Origin of the sequence: Mesorhizobium sp. M0011 (assembly GCF_040324155.1) — a bacterium.
GTDB lineage: Bacteria > Pseudomonadota > Alphaproteobacteria > Rhizobiales > Rhizobiaceae > Mesorhizobium.
Window position 1 is genome coordinate 49,751 of the sequence record NZ_JAMYVQ010000025.1, and the last position, 19,416, is coordinate 69,166.

General features: G+C 63.5%; 15 protein-coding genes. 8 read left to right on the forward strand and 7 right to left on the reverse strand.

Translation table 11 applies throughout. The features are described 5' to 3' along the window. The first annotated feature begins 217 nt into the window (after nucleotides 1-217). Genes NKK51_RS24055 through NKK51_RS24065 form a run of 3 tightly spaced genes read left to right on the forward strand, consistent with a single transcriptional unit; the run spans nucleotide 218 to nucleotide 3,851 of the window. Nucleotides 218-2,038 (forward strand): sensor histidine kinase, encoded by a 1,821-nt coding sequence (locus tag NKK51_RS24055; protein ID WP_352554805.1) that lies wholly within the window; start codon nucleotides 218-220, stop codon nucleotides 2,036-2,038. Then, a complete protein-coding gene (locus NKK51_RS24060; protein WP_352554806.1) occupies nucleotides 2,035-3,426 on the forward strand; it encodes a sigma-54-dependent transcriptional regulator in 1,392 nt (463 codons plus the stop codon). The genes NKK51_RS24055 and NKK51_RS24060 overlap by 4 nt, the downstream gene beginning before the upstream one ends. After that, complete coding sequence (locus tag NKK51_RS24065; protein ID WP_352554807.1) at nucleotides 3,423-3,851, forward strand: GNAT family N-acetyltransferase; 429 nt, start codon at nucleotides 3,423-3,425, stop codon at nucleotides 3,849-3,851. The genes NKK51_RS24060 and NKK51_RS24065 overlap by 4 nt, the downstream gene beginning before the upstream one ends. A 58-nt stretch (nucleotides 3,852-3,909) precedes the next feature. On the opposite strand, the gene NKK51_RS24070 is transcribed toward NKK51_RS24065, so the two are convergent. Further along, nucleotides 3,910-5,025 (reverse strand): anhydro-N-acetylmuramic acid kinase, encoded by a 1,116-nt coding sequence (locus NKK51_RS24070; RefSeq protein WP_352554808.1) that lies wholly within the window; start codon nucleotides 5,023-5,025, stop codon nucleotides 3,910-3,912. 371 nt (nucleotides 5,026-5,396) lie between these two features. Here NKK51_RS24070 and NKK51_RS24075 point away from each other — a divergent pair, with 371 nt between their 5' ends. The 4 genes from NKK51_RS24075 (at nucleotide 5,397) to cuyB (ending at nucleotide 9,287) form a co-directional block, all read left to right on the forward strand. Next, nucleotides 5,397-6,086, forward strand: coding sequence for an SDR family NAD(P)-dependent oxidoreductase (locus NKK51_RS24075; protein WP_352554809.1), 690 nt, complete (start codon nucleotides 5,397-5,399; stop codon nucleotides 6,084-6,086). A 204-nt stretch (nucleotides 6,087-6,290) separates the two neighbouring features. Further along, nucleotides 6,291-7,130 (forward strand): substrate-binding periplasmic protein, encoded by an 840-nt coding sequence (locus NKK51_RS24080; RefSeq protein WP_352554810.1) that lies wholly within the window; start codon nucleotides 6,291-6,293, stop codon nucleotides 7,128-7,130. A 1-nt stretch (nucleotide 7,131) separates the two neighbouring features. Beyond that, nucleotides 7,132-8,493: a dicarboxylate/amino acid:cation symporter gene (locus tag NKK51_RS24085; protein WP_352554811.1), complete on the forward strand. Its 1,362-nt coding sequence runs from the start codon at nucleotides 7,132-7,134 to the stop codon at nucleotides 8,491-8,493. Further along, nucleotides 8,490-9,287, forward strand: a complete 798-nt coding sequence (gene cuyB, locus NKK51_RS24090; protein WP_352554812.1) for a cysteate racemase — start codon at nucleotides 8,490-8,492, stop codon at nucleotides 9,285-9,287. The genes NKK51_RS24085 and cuyB overlap by 4 nt, the downstream gene beginning before the upstream one ends. A 36-nt stretch (nucleotides 9,288-9,323) precedes the next feature. Here cuyB and fhuB read toward each other — a convergent pair whose 3' ends face one another. The 6 genes from fhuB to NKK51_RS24120 all read right to left on the reverse strand — a co-directional run bounded on the left by fhuB (nucleotide 9,324) and on the right by NKK51_RS24120 (nucleotide 17,848). After that, entirely contained in the window at nucleotides 9,324-11,330 is a 2,007-nt protein-coding gene (gene fhuB / locus NKK51_RS24095) for a Fe(3+)-hydroxamate ABC transporter permease FhuB (protein WP_352554813.1), read from the reverse strand. Next, nucleotides 11,323-12,198: an ABC transporter substrate-binding protein gene (locus tag NKK51_RS24100; RefSeq protein ID WP_352554832.1), complete on the reverse strand. Its 876-nt coding sequence runs from the start codon at nucleotides 12,196-12,198 to the stop codon at nucleotides 11,323-11,325. The genes fhuB and NKK51_RS24100 overlap by 8 nt, the downstream gene beginning before the upstream one ends. A 22-nt stretch (nucleotides 12,199-12,220) precedes the next feature. After that, nucleotides 12,221-14,398: a TonB-dependent siderophore receptor gene (locus tag NKK51_RS24105; protein WP_352554814.1), complete on the reverse strand. Its 2,178-nt coding sequence runs from the start codon at nucleotides 14,396-14,398 to the stop codon at nucleotides 12,221-12,223. Between the two features lie 135 nt (nucleotides 14,399-14,533). Then, nucleotides 14,534-15,418 (reverse strand): helix-turn-helix domain-containing protein, encoded by an 885-nt coding sequence (locus NKK51_RS24110; protein ID WP_023808772.1) that lies wholly within the window; start codon nucleotides 15,416-15,418, stop codon nucleotides 14,534-14,536. 128 nt (nucleotides 15,419-15,546) lie between these two features. After that, on the reverse strand, nucleotides 15,547-16,902 hold the full coding sequence (locus tag NKK51_RS24115; protein WP_127268594.1) for a glutamine synthetase family protein: 1,356 nt from the start codon (nucleotides 16,900-16,902) through the stop codon (nucleotides 15,547-15,549). Between the two features lie 247 nt (nucleotides 16,903-17,149). Beyond that, the gene (locus tag NKK51_RS24120) at nucleotides 17,150-17,848 is read right to left on the reverse strand and encodes a GntR family transcriptional regulator (RefSeq protein ID WP_023808770.1); all 699 of its coding nucleotides are present in this window, start codon (nucleotides 17,846-17,848) and stop codon (nucleotides 17,150-17,152) included. A gap of 386 nt (nucleotides 17,849-18,234) precedes the next feature. Here NKK51_RS24120 and ftsZ point away from each other — a divergent pair, with 386 nt between their 5' ends. Further along, nucleotides 18,235-19,269 (forward strand): cell division protein FtsZ, encoded by a 1,035-nt coding sequence (ftsZ, locus tag NKK51_RS24125; RefSeq protein ID WP_023808769.1) that lies wholly within the window; start codon nucleotides 18,235-18,237, stop codon nucleotides 19,267-19,269. Nucleotides 19,270-19,416 lie beyond the last annotated feature (147 nt).

Sequence of the window (19,416 nt, forward strand, 5' to 3'; positions counted from 1 at the left end):
TTGCAAGCGTTGTGCCAGTTCGCGGAAAGGCCGGAACCACGGGATTTCCGCCTTTGTCTGACGTCATGCGGGCAAAGCCTGTGCGGATTTCCGCACAGGCAGTGTTTGCCTGGGCGGATTTTCGCATTACACTGGCCGAAAGCCGCGAGCAAAGGGGAGAGGGCAGACGCCGCAAGCAGACACCGATAGCGGATTCCCTGGATTTGCCGGCCGTGAATTGCTGCGCGAGGCGCTGGCGCGGCTGCGCGATGGCCGCTGGGTTGCCGTGGTCGTCGCTCTTGCCTTTCTGGCCGGCGCGATCGCCATTGCCGGGCGCATCGCCTCCGGCCAGGCGGCCGATAATCTGCGCGAGACGGCACTCGCCGCACTGCCGCTGGCGGCGGGAACCCTGACCGGCGAAATCGAAAAGCAGCGCCTGGTTCCACTGGTGTTGGCCAGAGACGATGCGGTGCGCGGCGCTCTGCGCCGGGCCGGAAAAATGAAAGAAAAGGCCCTCAACGACAAGCTCAAGTCGATTGCCGGCGATGCCTCGGCATCCGCCATCTACATCATCGATACGGCAGGCATCGCCATATCAGCCAGCAATGCCGACGAACCGGCGAGCTTTGTCGGCATCGATTACAATTTTCGGCACTATTTCCAGGAAGCGATGAGCAAGGGTGCTGCCAGCCAATATGGCCTCGGCACAATCAGCGGCAGACCGGGGCTGTACCTTGCCAGCCGCGTCGACGATGGCGGCAAGCCGCTTGGCGTTGCGGTGCTGAAGGTCGAACTCGACGGCGTCGAAGCCAATTGGCGTTCCAGCGGTTTGCTTGTGTTCATCACTGATGAACGCGGCGTGGTGCTGGCTACCAGCCAGCCCGACTGGCGGTTCCGTGCGCTGGCACCACTGTCGGCCGAGGACACCGCCGCAGCCCACGAGCAGCTCCAGTTGGCCGATGCAGGCTTCGAGCCGCTGCCGATCCGGCGCGGCGCGGGTGACGGCCTGGCGACGCTCGACAACGCGGGAAAACCGCGCCAGTTCGTCGAGGTGGTGCAGGATTTGCCTGGTGCTGTTCCTGGCTGGCGTCTCTGGCTGCTCACTCCCGCCGACGCTGCTCTTTCATCGGCCGCCAACACGGCGCGCCTGACCACGCTGCTTGGGCTTCTGCTGATGGGCTTGCTTGCCTACGTGCTGACCCGGCGCCGGCGAACGCGCAGGCTGAGGCAGGAGGCGCTGGCGCGTATGAATGCCGAACTGGAGAGCCGAGTCAGCACGCGAACGGCCGAGCTGACCCGCTCCAACACCGCACTTGCCGGTGAAATCGCCGAGCGCGAGAATGCCGAAGCCAAGGTGCGCCGGCTGCGCGACGACCTCGCCCAGGCCAACCGGCTTTCCATCCTCGGCCAAATCGCCGCCGGCGTGGCGCACGAGATCAACCAGCCGGTCGCCGCTATCCGCACCTATGCCGAGAATGCGGGCCGCTTTCTCGAAACCGGCAAAACCGGACCGGCCAGCGGCAATCTGACGTCGATCGTGTCGATGACCGAGCGCATCGGCGCGATCACCGGCACCTTGCGCACTTTCGCCCGTCGACCCGGGGTTGCCGCTTCGCCGCTGCCGGTGCGCGAGGCAATTGATGGCGCGCTGTCGCTGCTGTCGGGCCGCATCCGTGATTCCGGCGTGACCATCGTCAAGCCGCGCGGCAATGCCTCGCCGGTGGTCCTGGCCAGCCGCATCCGGCTGGAGCAGATACTCGTCAACCTTTTGCAGAATGCGCTCGACGCGATGAAGGACCAGTCTGATCCCCGCATCGAGATCCAACTCGCCGAGCACGACGACAGGGTGCTGATTTCGGTGCGCGACAATGGCCCAGGTCTCGGCCCGGAAGCAGCCGGCAATCTGTTCATGCCGTTCCAGACCACCAAGGAGAAGGGGCTTGGTCTCGGGCTGGTGATCTCGCAGGAGATTGCCCAGGAATTGGGCGGCACGCTGCGGCTCGATCCCAGCAATGGCACCGGCGCATCTTTTACCGTCGACTTGAGGCGAATTGAATGATTGAGGGATCAGGGTTGGTGGCGCTCGTCGACGACGATGCGGACCTCCTTCACGCCACAACGCAATTGCTCGAGCTTGCCGGCTTCACTGTGGTCGCGCGCGACGCCGCCGAGGCAGCGCTTGCCGTTGTCGACAGGACCTTTGAAGGCGTGGTGGTCAGCGACATCCGCATGCCGGGCATGAACGGGCTGCAGCTGTTCGATCGCATCAAGGCGATCGACCCGGACATACCCGTGATCCTGGTCACCGGCCATGGCGACGTCGACCTCGCAGTGGCCGCGCTCAAGGATGGTGTCTACGATTTCATCCCAAAACCCTTTGCCGGCGACCGCCTTGTCGAGGCGCTGAAACGGGCATCGGAGAAGCGACGACTGGTGATGGAGAACCGGCGGCTGCGCGAAGCCGCGGCGCTCGCCACTGACGGCCTGCCGCTGATCGGCGAGGCTCCTGCCATCAAGCGGCTGCGCGAGACCTTGCGCCAGATCGCCGACATGGATGTCGACGTGCTGGTCGAGGGAGAAACGGGAACCGGCAAGGAAGTGGTGGCTGACCTGCTGCACAGGTGGGGGCGGCGGCGCTCAAAACCCTTCGTGGCACTGAACTGCGGCGCCCTACCGGAGACGGTCATCGAGAGCGAGTTGTTTGGCCATGAGGCGGGCGCGTTCACCGGCGCGCAGCGGCGGCGGATCGGCAGCATCGAGCATTCCAGCGGCGGTACGCTGTTTCTCGACGAGATCGAATCCATGCCGCCGGCGCTCCAGGTCAAGCTGCTGCGCGTGCTCGAAACGCGCAGCCTCACGCCGCTTGGCTCGAACGACATCAGGCGCATCGATCTCAGGGTCGTCGCCGCGACCAAGGTCGATCTCGGGCGGTCGGACCAGCGCGGCGATTTTCGCGAGGATCTGTATTTTCGCCTCAACGTGGTGACGCTGCGCATACCGCCGCTGCGCGAACGGCGCGGCGATATCCCGATGCTGTTTGGGCATTTCCTCGGCAAGGCGGCAGAACGGTTCGGCCGGCCTATCGCGAAGATGAACGCTGCGGTCAGCGATCATCTCCAGTCGCATGACTGGCCAGGCAATGTGCGCGAGCTTGCCCATTTTGCCGACCGTGTTGCGCTCGGCCTCGGTCCGGAAGATGAGAGGAGGGCGGTCTCCGCGCATTCGCCGGAGCCTGCGGCAGCATTGCCCGAACGGGTCGGCCAATACGAAGCACAGCTCATCCGCGACGCATTGCGCGACCATGGCGGCGACGTGCGCGGCGCCATTGATGCTCTGGGCGTGCCGCGCAAGACCTTCTACGACAAGCTCAAGCGCTACGGCATTGCCGCCTCCGAATTTCGCAACGGCGGCGATACCGATACGCAACCCGTCTCGGATAAGCGATGAACACTACCATTGAAACGACGGCAAATCCCTCGCCGGAGGAACTCGCCTTTCTCGGCGAAAGGTTGACGGCGTTCAATGACGGCGATGTCGGCGCGTCTGAGAGGAAGGCGCTTGCCGTGTTCGTGCGGGGCGAGGATAGCGCGGTCGTCGCCGGCATCTCTGGCTATACCGCCTGGGGATGGCTTTATGTGCAATGGCTCTGGGTGGATGAGCAACTGCGCGGCCGACACATGGCCGGCACAATGCTGGACGCGGCCGAACAGGAAGCGGTGGCGCGCGGCTGCAACAATGCCTGGATCGATACCTTCAATCCGAACGCCGCCAAGGTCTATCAGCGCCAGGGCTATCGGCCCTTCGGCTCGCTGGCCGATTTCCCTGTCGGCCGCAGCCGCATCTTCCTGCAAAAGAAACTGGTTGGCGGTTGAGCAATTCCAGGAAAAGTGTGAAGCGGTTTTCCGTCCGGAGTTGCGTCAAAGCAAGAGTCTAGCCGGCGAGTTTTCCGCCACGCATCGGCTGCGGCGCGCCGGTGGTGCTCGGGAAACTGATCGGCAAGCCGCGCAACACGCGAACCGCGAGGAAGGCAAAACACTCCGCCTCGACCGCATCGCCGCTCCAACCGAGGCTTTCCGCCAGCACCACCTCGACGCCGGCGCGGCTGGCCAGCATTGCCATCATGGTCGGGTTATGGCGACCACCGCCGCTGACCACCAGCTTTTTAGGCCGGCTTGGTAAGAGGTCGAGTGCCTTGCCGACGGCTGCTGCGGTGAAGGCGGTGAGCAGTGCCGCGCCATCCTCCGCATCCAGCCCGTCCGCCATGGCGGCGCCGAAGTCGAAACGGTCCAGCGATTTGGGATAGGGCTTGGTGAGATAGGGGTGCTGCAGCAGCTTGGCCAGCCGGGCCTCGTCCACCTTACCTGCACGGCCAAGCGCGCCGTCGCGGTCCATCTCGCCGAGCCCCTTCGACTTGATGAAATCGTTCAGCGGCGCGTTGGCGGGTCCGGTGTCGAAGGCGACGACATTGTCGGCGCCATCCCACCAGGTGATGTTGGCGACGCCGCCGAGATTGAGTACGGCGACCTCGCCATTGGCGCCGGCGCTGCGCATCAGCGCGGTGTGATAGACCGCGGCCAGCGGCGCGCCTTGCCCGCCGGCGCGTATGTCGGCCGAGCGGAAATCGTATGCGACCTTGGTGCCCAAGATGGCATGCATCAGCTCGCCATCGCCGAGCTGCCTTGTCTGGCCCAGCCGTCCAACCTGCGGCGCGCGATGCAAAACGGTCTGGCCGTGAAAACCGACGATGCCGATATCGGCCATCGTCATGCCATAGCCTGCGACCAACTCCTTGACGGCCGCGGACTGCGCGCGCGTCAGGGCTTGCTCCGCGGTACGAAAGATCGTCGGCTCCGGCCCGACGAAATTCCACGCCCGCGCCTCCGTCAGCGTCTCTTCCAGCAGGGAGCGGATCGACGGAGGATAGGGCATCAGCCGGTAGGTGCCGAAATCCTCGATACGTTCGCCGTCGGTCTTGATCAGCGCGACGTCGATGTTGCCGTCCAGCACCGTGCCGGTCATCAGGCCGACGGCCCAGATTGGTTCCATAATCGTTTCCTTATCGAACATGATCTTTTCCGAAAACCGTTTCCCACTTTTCGGGACCATGCTCCAGTCCCCATTAATGAGGCCGCCGACCGCTTGACGAAGCAAAACGATTCCACTGTCGAAATGACGTGTCGGATGGATCCGGTTGGTGAGCAAGGTCCAAGCCTTGCCCCTGTCGAGGCGGGGTCGCGGTGCCGAGGCGGACCTATCCTCGTAGCGCCACGGGCGACACTGGACTGCGCAACGCCGGTTCTGCGGTCGTTTGGGCTCAACACAGCGGCAATGCCACCTCTTGCCTATCATGCGCGAAGGCGCGACCTTGCTCGATCTGGCGAAACGCTTCCGCCGAAATCCGCAAGGGAGAGAAAATCATGACATCCGATGTGGCCGTCATTGCAGGCGCGGGCGCTGGTCTGAGCGCCTCGCTTGCGCGCCTTCTCACCCGGGAAGGCTTTCGCGTGGTTCTGGCCGCCCGCAACGTCGAGAAGCTGGGCGCTCTGGTCGATGAGACCGGTGCGCTGGCCGTTGAGACGGATGTCGCCGACGCTGCGTCCGTCGCCAGGCTGTTCGACACCGCCGACAAGGCCGGCCCGCTGGCGCTCGTGGTGTTCAACGCCAGCGCACGCACACGCGGCCCGATCGCCGAGCTCGATGCGGAAGCGGTCAAGCAGGCATTGCTGGTCGGCGCCTATGGCGGCTTCCTGGTCGGCCAGCAGGCGGCGCGCCGGCTGCTTGTCCGGGGATCCGGTTCGATCCTGTTCACCGGCGCCACCGCCAGTGTGAAGGGCTTTCCCGGCTCGGGCGGCTTTGCCATGCCGAAATTCGGCCTGCGCGGCCTGGCGCAGTCCATGGCCCGCGAACTCGCCCCGAAGAACATCCATGTCGCCCACTTCATCATCGACGGCCAGATCGAGCCGCCCGGACAGGCAGCCGATCCCGACCGGCCGGACCGCCGCCTGTCGCCGGATGCCATCGCCGAGGCCTACCTCACAACCCATCGCCAGCATCGCAGCGCCTGGAGCTCGGAGCTTGAGTTGCGACCGTGGATTGAGACGTTTTGACAGTCCAGCTGATCGCCTAAGGGCCAGCTGATCGGCGGGCGGGAAGTATCGCGATCCTTCCGCCATTCTTTTTATATTAGGCGTTGCTCATATTTGTGGCGCTAAGCTGCTTATCCAATACATAAAAAGACATAGGGTAATATATACGTTTGTTTAACGCCGGTTGTGCATGTTGCAGCTTTCCCGGGTTAATTGAGAACGCGCATGCCGGTTACACGTCGTACACTGCTTGCGGCCGGGAGCGGCGGGTTGCTGATCTCGCAAGCCCGCGCAGCCAGCACTCTGGGACAGCAGGCGGAGAGCGCCCCTCAACCTATCGCGAGCGGCGATGCATTGCGCATCGCAATGCCGGCCTTCGCTTCCAATCCGTTCTTCCCGGCCGACGGATCGGGGGACGATGGCATAGACATGGAACTGGCCCACGGCATCGCCGCGGCGCTTGGCGTCGAGCCAGTGTTCGACCGATCCGCCGCAACGTTCGACGATATTGTGAAACAGGTCAGTTCCGGACAGGCCGACCTGGCGATTGGCAAGCTCAGCCGGACGCTTCAGCGCGGCCGGTCGATCATCTATTCGCGCCCCTACGCCATGCTGCGGCAAGGGCTGATCGCCAACCGCCTCAACCTGGCGCGTATCGCGCAAGGCAAGCCGCCCGAAGGGATCGTCCGTGATTTCTCAGGCGATCTTGGCGTGATCGAGGGCTCTTCATTCGCCACTTATGCGGCCACGACTTTCCCGCATGCGCAAATCCACCGCTTGGCAAGCTGGGATCTGATCATCGATGCGATCCGGAACGGGACGATCGACATGGCCTATCGCGATGATTTCGAGATCAAGAAGCTGATGGTCGACGATCCGTCGATGACGGTCGTCGCGCGCTCCATCACGCTGACCGACAAGGTCGATACGATCGCAGTCGGCGTGCGGCCGGACAATCCGCATCTCGCAGCCTTTGTCGATCTGTATCTCGATCTCGCGCGGGGTCAGCAGGTTCTCAGCACGGACGAGATCATCGCCCGCTATCGCCAGGGGAGCAAAGCCTGACATGGCAATCTCCGAGTTAGCCGGACCCCTGCCTTTCGATTGGCGCCTGATGGCCAGGCGCATACTGCGATCACCCGTGACGACGATCGCGATGATTGCTGCAGGGATCCTGTGCGGCCTCTACTATCCAGATTTTGCCCATGCGATCAGCCCTGTCGCACAGCTCTACCTGAATTTCCTCAAGATGGTCGTCCTGCCCTATTTGGTCTCGTCGGTCATCTTCTCCATCACGGCGATGGTCCAGGACCCGAAATCGGTCCGCTACCTCGGCAAGGTGGGTATGGCCGTGCTGGTCGTGTCGTTCCTGAGCGTGCTGGTGAGTGGCACCTTGTCGCTGATCCTGCAGCCGGGCCAGATCGAGAATCCCCAGTCGCGCATCGAGCTTGGCGAGTTCATCAATTCGCAAGGCAGCGTATCCACCGATCTCGCCTTCCCGTTCCAGCCGCCAGCCTCCAATGGGGATCCCAATGGCGGGCACTCGATCCTGCTCGACCTGGTGCCGAACAACGTCTTCAATGCCCTGGCCTCGGGCCAGACCATTCAGGTCCTGCTGTTCTGCCTGCTTTTCGGGCTCGCGATGGGGAAGATTCCCCAGCCCTCGTCCATGAGCCTGACCCAGGCGCTCAACGCGGTCTACCGGGCCTGCACGGTGCTCACCAACTGGTTCATCTGGGGGTTGCCCTTTGCAACCTTCATCCTGATCGCGGACCAGACCGCGTCGACTGGAACCAAGCCGCTCACACTGATGGGCGGTTACCTGCTGGTGATGGGCCTTTCCTGCCTCATATTCGTTGCCGGGGCTTTTGCCATTATCGCCATCCGGTCGCGACGAAGCTACTGGACCACGATCAAGACCTGCCAGCCCCTTCTCATGGTGGCCATCACCACACGCTCTACGGTCGCCTCGCTCCCTTGGGTCATCAACCTTTTGAGCGAGCGCCTGCGGTTCAGCCTGGTGGTCGTCGAACTGCTCGTGCCGTTACAGGCGGCACTGCTGCGGACAGGCCCGGCACTGCTCTATACCTCGGGTGCGCTGTTCATCGCCCAGCTTTACGGCCACCAGCTTGCAGTCTCGGACCTCGTGCTCGTCGGTATCATCTCAGCGCTTCTCGCGCTCACCACCGGCGGCATGGGCAGCCTGCTCATCCTGTCGCAGATGTCCATCGTCTGCGGATACCTGAAGCTTCCCTTCGAGGCGGCGTTCGCCCTGTTCGTCGCGGTGGATGCGGCCGTGGACACGTTCATGACGCTGGCCAGCGTTTGCACCGTCGCGGCGAGCACGGCAATGATCGCTCCCAGCCACAGGGAGACGACGCAGACTGACGCCGCCTCGGACCAGCTCGAAGCCGAGCCCGTCAGATGATCGACGACAGCATCCGTCCCCAGCTCGGCATTATCGGCGGTCTCGGGCCGCTTGCTTCGGCTGATTTCTACTTCAAGCTGACCCGGATGACCCAGGCGCTCAGGGACAACGAACATGTGCCTGCCGTGATCCTCAGTGTCCCGCAGCTGCCCGACAGGACCGAAGCCATCCTTGCCGGCCATGACGGGCCGCTGGCGCCTTTGAAAGCCGCGGTCGCGACGCTCAATGCGCTCGGCGTCGCCCGCATCGCGATGCCGTGCAACACCGCCCACCATTGGTACGGCCAACTGGCGGCGAATTCGCGCGCGGAAATCATCCATATCGGAGATGCTGTGGTGACGGAGACGCGTCGCAGCCTGGATCAGGGCCGGGTTGCTGTTCTCGCCACCCAAGGCACGCTGGTCTCCGGCTTCTATCAGGACAGGATGTCGGCAGCGGGATTTGAGCTCTGCCTTCCCGCGAACACCGAGTTTCAGGCCTGCGTCGACAGCGCGATCAGCCTCATCAAGGCGGGTTCGATCGCTGATGCGGCGGTTGAAACCGAGCGCGCGCTCGACATCGCGCAAGCGGCCGGCGCCGATGCAGCCCTGCTCGGCTGCACCGAACTGTCGGTGGTGGCCGCCAGCCTCAACGATATCACTGGATTGGTCGTCATCGACAGCAATGCGGCCTTGGCGCGAGCCTGTCTGAACCGATTGGGCTTCGGCGCCCAGGAAGCCCGCGGCCTGCCGACCGTATCGCGGCTGCCGGAACATGACCGATCGATGCGCGCCAGCTTGGCCGCACTGGCCTAGCCCTATGGATAGAACCTCATAGCATTTCGGCACCTGTCAGCCCTGGCGCGGCACGCCCTTGGCAAGCAGGTAGACGAGATACGGCCCCCCAAGCAGCGAAGCGAACAGGCCCGCGGGCAGTTCGTAGGGAAAGGCCGCCATGCGCGATAGCCAGTCCGAGACGATCATCAGCAGGGCGCCCAGAAGCATCGCTCCGGCGAGATGGACGCGGGCACGCGAAAACCCCACCAACCTGGCGAGGTGCGGCGCGATCAGGCCGACGAAGCTCAATGGCCCGACGACCATGGCGGCCAGCGCGGTCAGCAGCGCGGCAACGACGATCAGCATCAGCCGTCCGCCGGCAACCGGCACGCCCAGCCCGCGTGCGCTGTCGGACCCGAGCGGCAGGATGTCCAGCCAGCGGGCGGCAAGGAACAGCGGCAACGTCAGCGGCAACAGACAGGCGATTGCCAGCCCTGCATCGAGCGCCGACGCCTGGCCGGTCGAGCCGCTCAGCCAGCGCAACAGAATGTAGGACTGCGCGTTGCCCATGGCGATCGACGCGGTGATCGCGGCGCTGCACAGCGCGCTCATGGCGATACCGGCAAGCAGCAGCCGCTCGGCACCGAACTTTGCTTGTGCGGCAAGGGCCAGCATGGCAACCAAGGCCGCCAGTGAGCCCAGGGCTGAGCCGGCGAGCTGCCAGCCGAGACTGGCCGGGGCGCTGACCATCACCACGGCGGCCTGGCCGGCACCGGCGCGGGTGCCGACTCCCAGCACTTCGGGGCTTGCCAGCGGGTTGCCGGTGACCCGCTGGATGACGACGCCGGCGGCCGCGAGCATGGCGCCGGCGGCGGCCGCCACGCCGATCCGCGGCGCACGCCACGCGGCGAGATCGGTTAACAGGTCTCCCCCAGCAATAGACCAGCCGTCCGGGCCACGCCCGACGACAAGCGCCACGATGGCAGCGACAAGCGCCAGCGCAAGCAGAAGCAGGATGATGAGCCAGGGCCGGCTGGCCTTGCGCGGTGCGGTACCATTCGAACCGAGATGCGGCCACTCGAAAAGGCGCAGCCGCGGCAACAGCCACAGCAGCAGCGGACCGCCGAGCAGGGCGGTGCCGGCACCGGTCGGAATGCGTTCGCCACCGGAACCGGCGGCCAGCTGTACCAGCCCGTCCGTCAGCCACAGCAGCACGGCGCCGATCAGCGGCGCGGCGATCAGTTTTTGGCGCAGTGTGCGGGCGCCCGAAAGCGTGGCCAGCGCCGGCGCTGCAAGACCGACGAACCCGATGACGCCAACCTCTGCCGCGACCGACGTCGCCATCCACACGGCAAGCGCGATGATGAGAAAGCGGCTTGAGTGACGGGCGACGCCCAGGCCGCGTGCCGAGGCATCGTCGAGACCAAGAATGGTCAGCGGCCGCAGCAGCATCAATGCGGCAACCACACCGGCCGCCAGCCTGATCGTCAGCGCGATGGTCGGCTCCCAGTCCTGCTGGACCAGCGATCCGCCGCCCCAGATGAACAGCGAAAACAGGTACTCGCCATTGGCGAGGATCAGTGCTGCGCTGACGGAACTGGCGGTCAGCGCCACCATCATCCCGGCGAGCACGACGGAGACCGGTTCCAGCCCGCGCCGCCAGGTCAATGCCAGCACCAGCAGCACCGCGGCGATGCCACCGGCGAAGGCGACCAGGCCCTGCGACCGCTCCATCAGCAGCGGTGCGTAAAGCGAGGCGATCGTCATCGCCAGTTGCGCGCCGGCCGAAATACCGAGCGTCGACGGTTCGGCCAGCGGGTTGCGCAGCACATGCTGCAACAGCAGGCCGGACAGGCCGAGCACCGCGCCGGCCAGCACCGCCACGGCGGCGCGCGGCAGCGTGCTGTAGACCAGGATGACGCTGTCGAGATCAATGCCGTCGCCCGGCGGTGCGGCCGGCCATTGCATGCCGACGCGCCATGCGAAGAGGAGCGCAGCCAGCGCCGCCAGGAGGTCCCACAGGGCGATTGGCGACAGCGCGGCACTCGTCGCGGTGCGATCGCTTATGGTGCGCTCAGCCATGGCTCTGCCCGGCAAGGGCGGCCGTCGCCAGACGCGCGAAGCGGCGTGCCGATGGCAGGCAACCGAAATGGTTGACCGGATCCAGCACAGCAACACGCCCCTGGCGGACAGCGGGTAGCGCGTCCCACAAGGCATTTGTAGGAAGCGAACGCCCGACATCTGCCGGCAGTGGCGAAACGATCAGGATCGACGCCTCCGGCACGCGCGCTAGCGCCTCCAGTCCGACGGGTGCCGCCGCGCTGTAGCTCGTCTCGTCGGTCCATGCATTGACCAGGCCGAGACGCGTCAGCACATCGCCGAATATGGAATCGCGGCCAAAGGCTCGAAAATGCCTGCTATCGCCGAGACTGATGACGAAGACCCGCGCGGGGGAGGGGGGCAAGGTGGCGCCAAGCTGCGTGATCTCGACCGCCGTCTCATCGACGTAGCGCTTCGCCTCGGTCTGCCGTCCCAGCTTTTCGCCCAGGGCCAGTGTCGCCGCCTCGGCGAGCGCATAAGGTGGCACGCCGGCCTCGTAGACCGTTTGCGCAAACACCGGCGCGATGCGTTCGAGCATCGGGCGCTGGTATTCGTAGAAATTGGAGATCACGATGAGATCAGGCGCGACGATGCGCAGCAGCTCGTAATTGGGCGCGCCGCGCAGCCCGAGATCGGTTGCCGATTGAGGAACCGCCGGCTCGACCGCGATCTTGCGGAACTGGATCAGTTCGGTCGCCGCCACCGGCTCGATGCCGAGCGCCAGCAACGTCTCCAGCATGCCCCAGTCGATCGCGGCAACGCGCATCGCCGCCGCCCTGGCGGCGACCGGTGGCAGCAATGCCGCGGCCGCCAGCGCAAGCACCTGCCGTCTGTTGGGCAGATGGATCATCACTGGCGGATTCGGCACATGGCTACCAAGTCGTATGCGCCTTCAGCTTGAATGAGCGGCCTTCGCCATAAGAACAGGCTTCGACAGTGGTGGTCTGACAACTCGAGACATAGGTTTTGTCGAACAGATTGGTGATGTTCAGATCGACACCCCAGGTCTCCTTGTCGTAGCCAAGCTTCAAGTCGGCCAGCGTGACAGCTGGAACCTTGTTGTTGTTTGCGTTGTCTGCCCATGAGGAGCCGACGTAGCGCAGGCCGCCGCCGATCGAGATGCCGTCGTACCAGCCGCCACGAAAAGTATAGTCGACTGAGGCGGAGGCCATCACCTCTGGCACGATGAACGGCGTCTTGCCAATCAGCGCCGGGTTGGCGTCCTTGGTGATATCGATGTCATAGGCGGTGAAAGCGCCGGTGAGCCGGAAATCCTCGGTGACGTTGACCTTGCCTTCCAGTTCTATACCGCGTGAGCGCACTTCGCCGGTTTGCAACTGCGTGAAGAAAGTAACGTTCGACGGTACATTCTGACGGGTCAGGTCAAAAAGCGACAGGGTGAACAGGCCATCGACAAAGGTCGGCACATATTTGACGCCGACTTCGTACTGCACGCCCTCTTCCGGCTTGAACAGATTACCGTTGGCGTCGGTGCCGATGAGCGGGTTGAAGAAGGTGGCAATGCTGGCATAGGGGGTTACGCCATTGGCAAACTCATAGGCGAGGCCCGCGCGACCGGAGAAGTCGCCGACAGTCTGGTTCTGCGTGCTGGAACTCGCCGAGTAATATGTCGGCCGATTGTCGGCGTCGAGCCAGCCACGGTCGTAACGGCCGTTCAGCGTCACCAGCCAGCCGTCGCCGAAGCGCAACTGGTCCTGCGCGTAGAAGCCGAGCTGCTTCTGGGTCAAGTCCTGATTGAGGTAGCTGACTCGTGGCGTCAGTGGCGCGCCGTAGATTGGGTCGAAAGCATCAATGGGAGGGGTTGTGCCGAAGAGCGCCGACGATTGCACCTGGTCGATGTTGTAATATTTGTAGTCGATGCCGGCCAGCAGCGTGTGTTCCACAGCGCCTGTCTCCACCTTGCCCTCGATCTGCAGGTCCGACAGGAATGTCGTGGCGTCGGTATCGTGACCGAAATTGATGCGATTGAGCTGCGTCGCGCTCGCCCACCCGTTGGCGTAGACGTTGACTTCATTAATCGAGGCCGCACTGAGGCGCATGTTGGAACGCACCGTCCATTGGTTGTCGAAAGTGTGCTCGAACTCGTAGCCGATCGAACCTTGCTCGCGCTTGTAGAGATCGACACTCGGCTCGGTAAAATTGGCATCTGGGTCGATTCGACCGTAAGTCACGCCGCCGATAATCCGATCCGTTACAGTGCCGATGTAAGGCAGGAAGCTGCCGCCATTGTGGTTCTCGTCGATGTGGCTGTAGTTGGCCAGTACCGTCAGCTTGGTCTGCTCGTCGGGCTGCCAGGTGATGCTGGGCGAAATGAAGCCGCGCCAGCCATTCTGCAAATCGCTGTAGGTGTCGCCGCCGGCGACTTTGCCCGTTACCCGGTAGCTGACAACACCATTGCCGTCGACGTCGCCGATGTCGAAGCCCAGATAGACATTGCCGGCATCGTTGACGCCGGTCTCGATATAGCGCTGCCTGCCATCCGGTCGCTTGCTGACATAGTTGACGAGGCCGCCGGGATTGCTGCCGCCATAGAGTACGGAGGCCGGCCCTTTCAGCACTTCGACTCGCTCGAGGCCGAAGCTGTCGACGTAGAAGCCGCCAAAGGCGTAGCTGAACAGTTGCAGCCCATCCATGTAGGTGCCATCAGCCGTGGCTTGGAAACCGCGGATGAACAGCCAGTTGGTGTCGCTGTCCGGGCCGAAGGGCTGTGCGAACACCCCGGCCGTGTAGCGCAAGGCCTCGTCGACTTTCTGTGCGCCCTGGTCGTCGATCTCTTGACGTCCGACCACCGAAACGGATTGTGGGATATCCTTGATGTCGGTCGCCGTCTTGGAGCCGGTCCTGCTTTTTTTGGCGACGACGCCTTTAACCGGTCCGGTCGCGCCATCGCCGGCCTCGCCCACGACCACCACCGGTTCAAGCTGGGTGCTGGTTTGCACCGACTGCGCCAACGCGGCCATTGGCGGGATCATCGCGGCTGCGGCGACGCTGGCCGCCAGAAGCGCCTTCATCCGGTAAGTTCTGCTCATCAGGAAGTCCCCGCCTGTCGATATTGAGATACCTGATCATTTATCTCAACTTATCTGCTGGTCATTGGACGGAATTGGGCAGTTTGTCCATTCTTGTCCAAACGAGGGACATCGCGGTGTGATGTTGCGGAAATGTCACTGGCGACTGGTGCTCCTCATCCAGGCGCCGGGTGTCACGCCGACAATCGACTTGAACACACGCGTCAGATGCGCCTGGTCGAAAAAACCCGTTGCCTCGGCGATGTCGCCAAGTGAAGCGGTGCCACGCGCCATCATGGCCTTGGCCCTGTCGACCCGCGCCTGCATCTGCCAACGATGCGGCGGCACGCCCGTCGCCGCCTTGAAGGCGTGACTCATAGCGGTTTCGGACAGGCCGGTCAGCGCGGCGAGGTCGGCAAGCCGGATCCTTTCCAGGCAATGCGCGTCGATGTAGTCGGTGACGAGGCGCAGCTTGCGGCGCGACAGCGGCGACCGCCGCCTAAGGGTATCAGGCCGGTCGATCTGGAACAGGCTTGCGAACAAGGCATTGAGCAGACCCTCGCCATAGAGATCATGCAGGGGCCGGTCGCTGCCGCATTCGGCGGCGATCAGGCCGGCAAGCATGGCGATCCGGTCGTCGCGAAACTGGAAGCGCGACATCCGCAAGGCCTCGTGGTCAAGGCTGCGGCCGAAGCGGCGCGTCAGCACTGCGGCGTCGAAATGCAGGTCGAGATGCCGGATCCGCCGCAGCCCCTCGACCCGGCCGCGGATCGGCACGCCGGCCGGTATGTAGGCCATGGAAAAAGCCTGGTCGTGGCGGCGCAATTCGCCCTTGGCGTCTTCGACGAAGAAAGCGCCATCGCCATCCACATCGAGCGCGACGAACAGCCGGGGGTCGGGGGAGACGTAATAGCCTTCGGCCTTGTCACCGCATGAGACATCCCAGAGGTCGGCGACCACGCCGTCCCAGACATGCCATTTCAGGTCGCCAATGACTGAAAAGCCCTCAATCCGGCTTTCCATGCGCGCAACGAAGGTCAAGTCCTGTGATCCCAGCCATAATACATGATAAAAACCATCATGTTTATGCCCGGTTAGCGACCCCACCGCAAGTGCTTTGCGGCTGCTCGAAAATCGGCCGGAACCAATGCCGCTGGGGCAATCGGGCCTCAAACACTTTCGAGGTATGTCTCGATCTCGAAATCGCTGACATTGAGCGCGAACGTGTTCAATTCCTGGCGTTTGCAGGCAACGAAGGAGTCGCGCAGGATGGCTGGAAAAATCTCCGCCACATGCGTCCCGCTCTCGAAGGCGGCGATCGCCGACGCCCAGTCCGGCGGCAGCTTTGCCGGCGGAAGTCCCTGGCCGTCGGTGCCGATCGGATCGCCTGGCGATATTTGTCTTTCAATGCCCGTCAGTGCGGCGCCCAATATGGCCGCTAGCACCAGATAGGGATTGGCGTCGGCTCCCGAAACGCGATGCTCGATGCGGCGCGCACCGGTTGGCCCGCCGGGAATGCGGATCGCGACCATACGGTTCTCATAACCCCAGGCGACTGCGGTCGGCGCATAGGATCTCGGGCGCAGCCTGCGGTAGGAGTTGAAGTGCGGCGCGAACACCAGCGTGCTTTCGGCCATTGCCGCAAGCAGGCCGCCGACCGCATGGCGCATGGTCTCAGAACCCTGGTCGGTGCCGTCATCGAAGACGTTGCGCCCTTCGCCGTCAATCAGGCTGAAATGAACGTGAAAGCCGTTGCCGGCCCGGTCGCCATAGGGCTTGGCCATGAAACAGGCGGCAAAGCCGTGCTTGCGGGCAATGCCCTTCACGGTGCGCTTGAACAGCACCGCATCGTCAGCCGCCCGCAAGGCGTCCGCGACATGGTTCAGATTGATTTCGAACTGGCCGACGCCGTTCTCGGCGATGGCCGTGTCGACGGGAATGCCTTGCGTCCGGCAGGCCTCGTAGACGTCATGGATGAAGGATTCGAAGTCGTCAATCTCGTCGATCGACAGCGCCGCGTCGGAATCGAGGCGGCGTCCGGTCACCGGCGAGACCGGTCCGACCGGCCGCTGCGACTGCGGATCGACGAGGTAGAATTCGAGTTCCGTTGCCGCGACCGGAGTCAGGCCCAAGGCCTTGTAGCGATCGAGGATGCGGGCCAGCGCCCGTCGCGGGTCGCCGAGATAAGGCGCGCCGCTTTCGTCGGCGAGCCAGAGGGGGACAAGCGCCGTCGGATGCGCCGTCCAGGCCACCGGCAGAATGCCGCGCCCCGTCCACTGGCACAGTCCGTCGGCATCGCCGGTCGAGAATACCAGTGTGTTGCCTTCGATGTCCTCGCCCCAGACATCGAGCCCGATCAGCGAAAAAGGCATGCGCAGCTTGCCTTCCAGCGCCTTTCTTGCCTGCTCGACGGGAATGCGCTTGCCGCGCATGATGCCGTTGAGGTCGCACACCGCGGCTCTCAGGCTCTGGATGTCGGTCCTGCTATCAAGCCAGTTCAAAACGTCCGCAATTGCATCGCTCAATTTATGACCTCTGGTTTTCGAAGGTGCCGCAACCTGACCGGCTGCACTGTCCCTGATAAAAATAGCTTGTGAGTTTTAGGAAAACAGACTTGGCTGTCGCCAAGCGCTTTTCCTTATTTTTTCAAGTCACTAGCCGGGATGTCGGGAGGCATTTCAAAACCAATTGCGCGATCTGCGATCGCAACATAGAGGCAAGAGGCCGGAAAGCCAAGTGGCGTCGCCCGAATCCGCACAAACGCGACGCGCATCAGTTTCTCGCCTTCGGAAATCTCGCCTGCTGCAGTATGTGCGAGGCCCCTTCGTCGATGTCGCGCACGATGGCAGCGCGGGCGCGCTCGCCATCCTGGGCCTCGATCGCAGCGACGACTTCCTCGTGAAAGTCGATGTCGAGGATGGAGGCGAGGTTATCCTCGAAACCCATGGCAAGGTTCCTGAGGAAAGGGCCGACCTGCATCCATACGGTTTCGATCAGGAAGATCATCTGCTCGTTGCCGCAATGGCGATAGATCGAGAATTTGAAGTCGTGGTTCTTGCGCAGGTAATCATCGATATCGCCTTTGCGGGCCGCCAAAGTCAGGTCGGTGGCGTGGCGTCGGATCGTGCGCAGATTGTTGCCATTGATGCGTTTTGTCGCCAGTTCGGTCGCCGAGCCTTCGAGGATAGTCCGCACCGCGGTCAATTGCGAAAACCGCTCGGCCGATATCGCCGGCACTTCGACGCTGCCGTTCGGCATCGGGCTGAGCGCCCGCAGCGCCTGCAGCCGCATGAAGGCGCTGCGCACCGGCATGTCGCTGGTGCCGAGTTCCCTTGCGAGTTTTCGCGACGTCAGCTTCTGGCCCGGCGTGAACTGGCCGGACATCAGCGCCCGCACAAGTTCCAGATAGACTTTTTCATGCAAGGGAACGGTGTCGACGGCGGTCAACCCGAATTGTGTTTTGTCGGCCATTGGCGGGGCGCTGCTTCATCGGTTCAGAAATCTGTGCGGCCGGCTGGTTTCGCCGCTGGGGATTCTGCGTGGCCGAGCCCGGCGAGAACGCCGAAGTCAGCGACTTATCAAGCACATGATAGACGCTTCGATCGTTGCGCGGCAAGCCGACGCGTCGCACCAAGGCCGACGGCTTGATTGTCAGGCATATGGCGTCTCTGCCACGCTGTGCAAAACGGTCATCACAAATCTTGACCTCGCATGCACTTGCACCTCTGGCCGCTGTCTGGCTTTTTGGGCTACCCATCGCAACGGAGTGATTCGCATCATGCCGCTCGATTGCAAGGTTTCAAGGCAGTCTGCGGGTGGGTCGTGAAGCGCGCGCAATTGGCGAAGGAGACACAGGCATGGCCGAGTTCAAGAAGCCCGAAATCTCCGAGATGAGACCCAAGATCACCGTGATCGGCGTTGGTGGCGGCGGTGGCAATGCCGTCAACAACATGATCGCGGAGCAGCTTCAGGGTACTGAATTCATCGCCGCCAACACGGACGCCCAGGCGCTGACCATGTCGAAGGCGTCCAGGCTGATCCAGCTTGGCGCCCACGTCACCGAAGGATTGGGCGCCGGATCGCTTCCCGAGATCGGCCGCGCCGCGGCCGAGGAATCGCTCGACGAGATCATGGACCATCTGGCCGGTACGCATATGTGTTTCGTCACCGCCGGAATGGGCGGCGGCACGGGAACCGGTGCGGCTCCAATCATCGCCCAGGCGGCACGCAAGGCCGGCATCCTGACGGTTGGTGTCGTCACCAAGCCGTTCGCCTTTGAAGGTCGGCGCCGCATGCAGATGGCCGAAGAGGGCATCGAGCGGCTCCGCGAGAGCGCCGACACGGTGATCGTCATCCCGAACCAGAACCTGTTTCGGATCGCCGATGCCAAGACCACCTTCGCCGATGCGTTCGTCATTGCCGATCGGGTGCTCTATGCCGGCGTCAGCTGCATCACCGACCTCATCGTCAAGGAAGGCCTGATCAATCTCGACTTCGCCGATGTCAAATCGGTGATGCGCGACATGGGCCGCGCCATGATGGGCACCGGTGAGGCCTCCGGCGAGGGTCGGGCGATGAAGGCGGCCGAAGCCGCGATCGCCAACCCGCTGCTCGACGAAGTGTCGATGAAAGGCGCCAAGGGCGTGCTGGTCTCGATATCGGGCGGCAGGGACATGACCCTGTTCGAGGTCGACGAGGCCGCCACCCGCATCCGCGAAGAGGTCTACGAGGATGCCGACATCATCGTTGGCGCCATCTTCGACAAGGGCATGGAAGGCCGCTTCAGGGTCTCGGTCGTGGCGACGGGCCTCGACCGTGCTTTTGGCGCCGAGGATGCCGAAGCCGGCATCGCACGCGACCACGCCGGTCAGCCGGCGCGGACGCTTCAATAAGTCATATCGCGCGTTTATCCTCGCCAAGAGATAATTTCTCGGGGGAGACATCGCTGAATAGCAATTGCATTGCCGACGGATCAGATTGACTGGCGCAACTATTGTGTTCAGCTGTATCGATCTCTGTACGGTTGCTGCTACAAGAAT

Excerpts from the sequence above, each read along its gene's own strand:
- NKK51_RS24060 (WP_352554806.1), top strand. The coding sequence starts at position 2,035 with ATGATTGAGGGATCAGGGTTGGTGGCGCTCGTCGACGACGATGCGGAC.
- NKK51_RS24065 (WP_352554807.1), top strand. The coding sequence starts at position 3,423 with ATGAACACTACCATTGAAACGACGGCAAATCCCTCGCCGGAGGAACTC.
- NKK51_RS24070 (WP_352554808.1), bottom strand. The coding sequence starts at position 5,025 with ATGGAACCAATCTGGGCCGTCGGCCTGATGACCGGCACGGTGCTGGAC.
- NKK51_RS24075 (WP_352554809.1), top strand. The coding sequence starts at position 5,397 with ATGACATCCGATGTGGCCGTCATTGCAGGCGCGGGCGCTGGTCTGAGC.
- NKK51_RS24080 (WP_352554810.1), top strand. The coding sequence starts at position 6,291 with ATGCCGGTTACACGTCGTACACTGCTTGCGGCCGGGAGCGGCGGGTTG.
- NKK51_RS24085 (WP_352554811.1), top strand. The coding sequence starts at position 7,132 with ATGGCAATCTCCGAGTTAGCCGGACCCCTGCCTTTCGATTGGCGCCTG.
- cuyB (WP_352554812.1), top strand. The coding sequence starts at position 8,490 with ATGATCGACGACAGCATCCGTCCCCAGCTCGGCATTATCGGCGGTCTC.
- fhuB (WP_352554813.1), bottom strand. The coding sequence starts at position 11,330 with ATGGCTGAGCGCACCATAAGCGATCGCACCGCGACGAGTGCCGCGCTG.
- NKK51_RS24100 (WP_352554832.1), bottom strand. The coding sequence starts at position 12,198 with ATGATCCATCTGCCCAACAGACGGCAGGTGCTTGCGCTGGCGGCCGCG.
- NKK51_RS24105 (WP_352554814.1), bottom strand. The coding sequence starts at position 14,398 with ATGAGCAGAACTTACCGGATGAAGGCGCTTCTGGCGGCCAGCGTCGCC.
- NKK51_RS24120 (WP_023808770.1), bottom strand. The coding sequence starts at position 17,848 with ATGGCCGACAAAACACAATTCGGGTTGACCGCCGTCGACACCGTTCCC.
- ftsZ (WP_023808769.1), top strand. The coding sequence starts at position 18,235 with ATGGCCGAGTTCAAGAAGCCCGAAATCTCCGAGATGAGACCCAAGATC.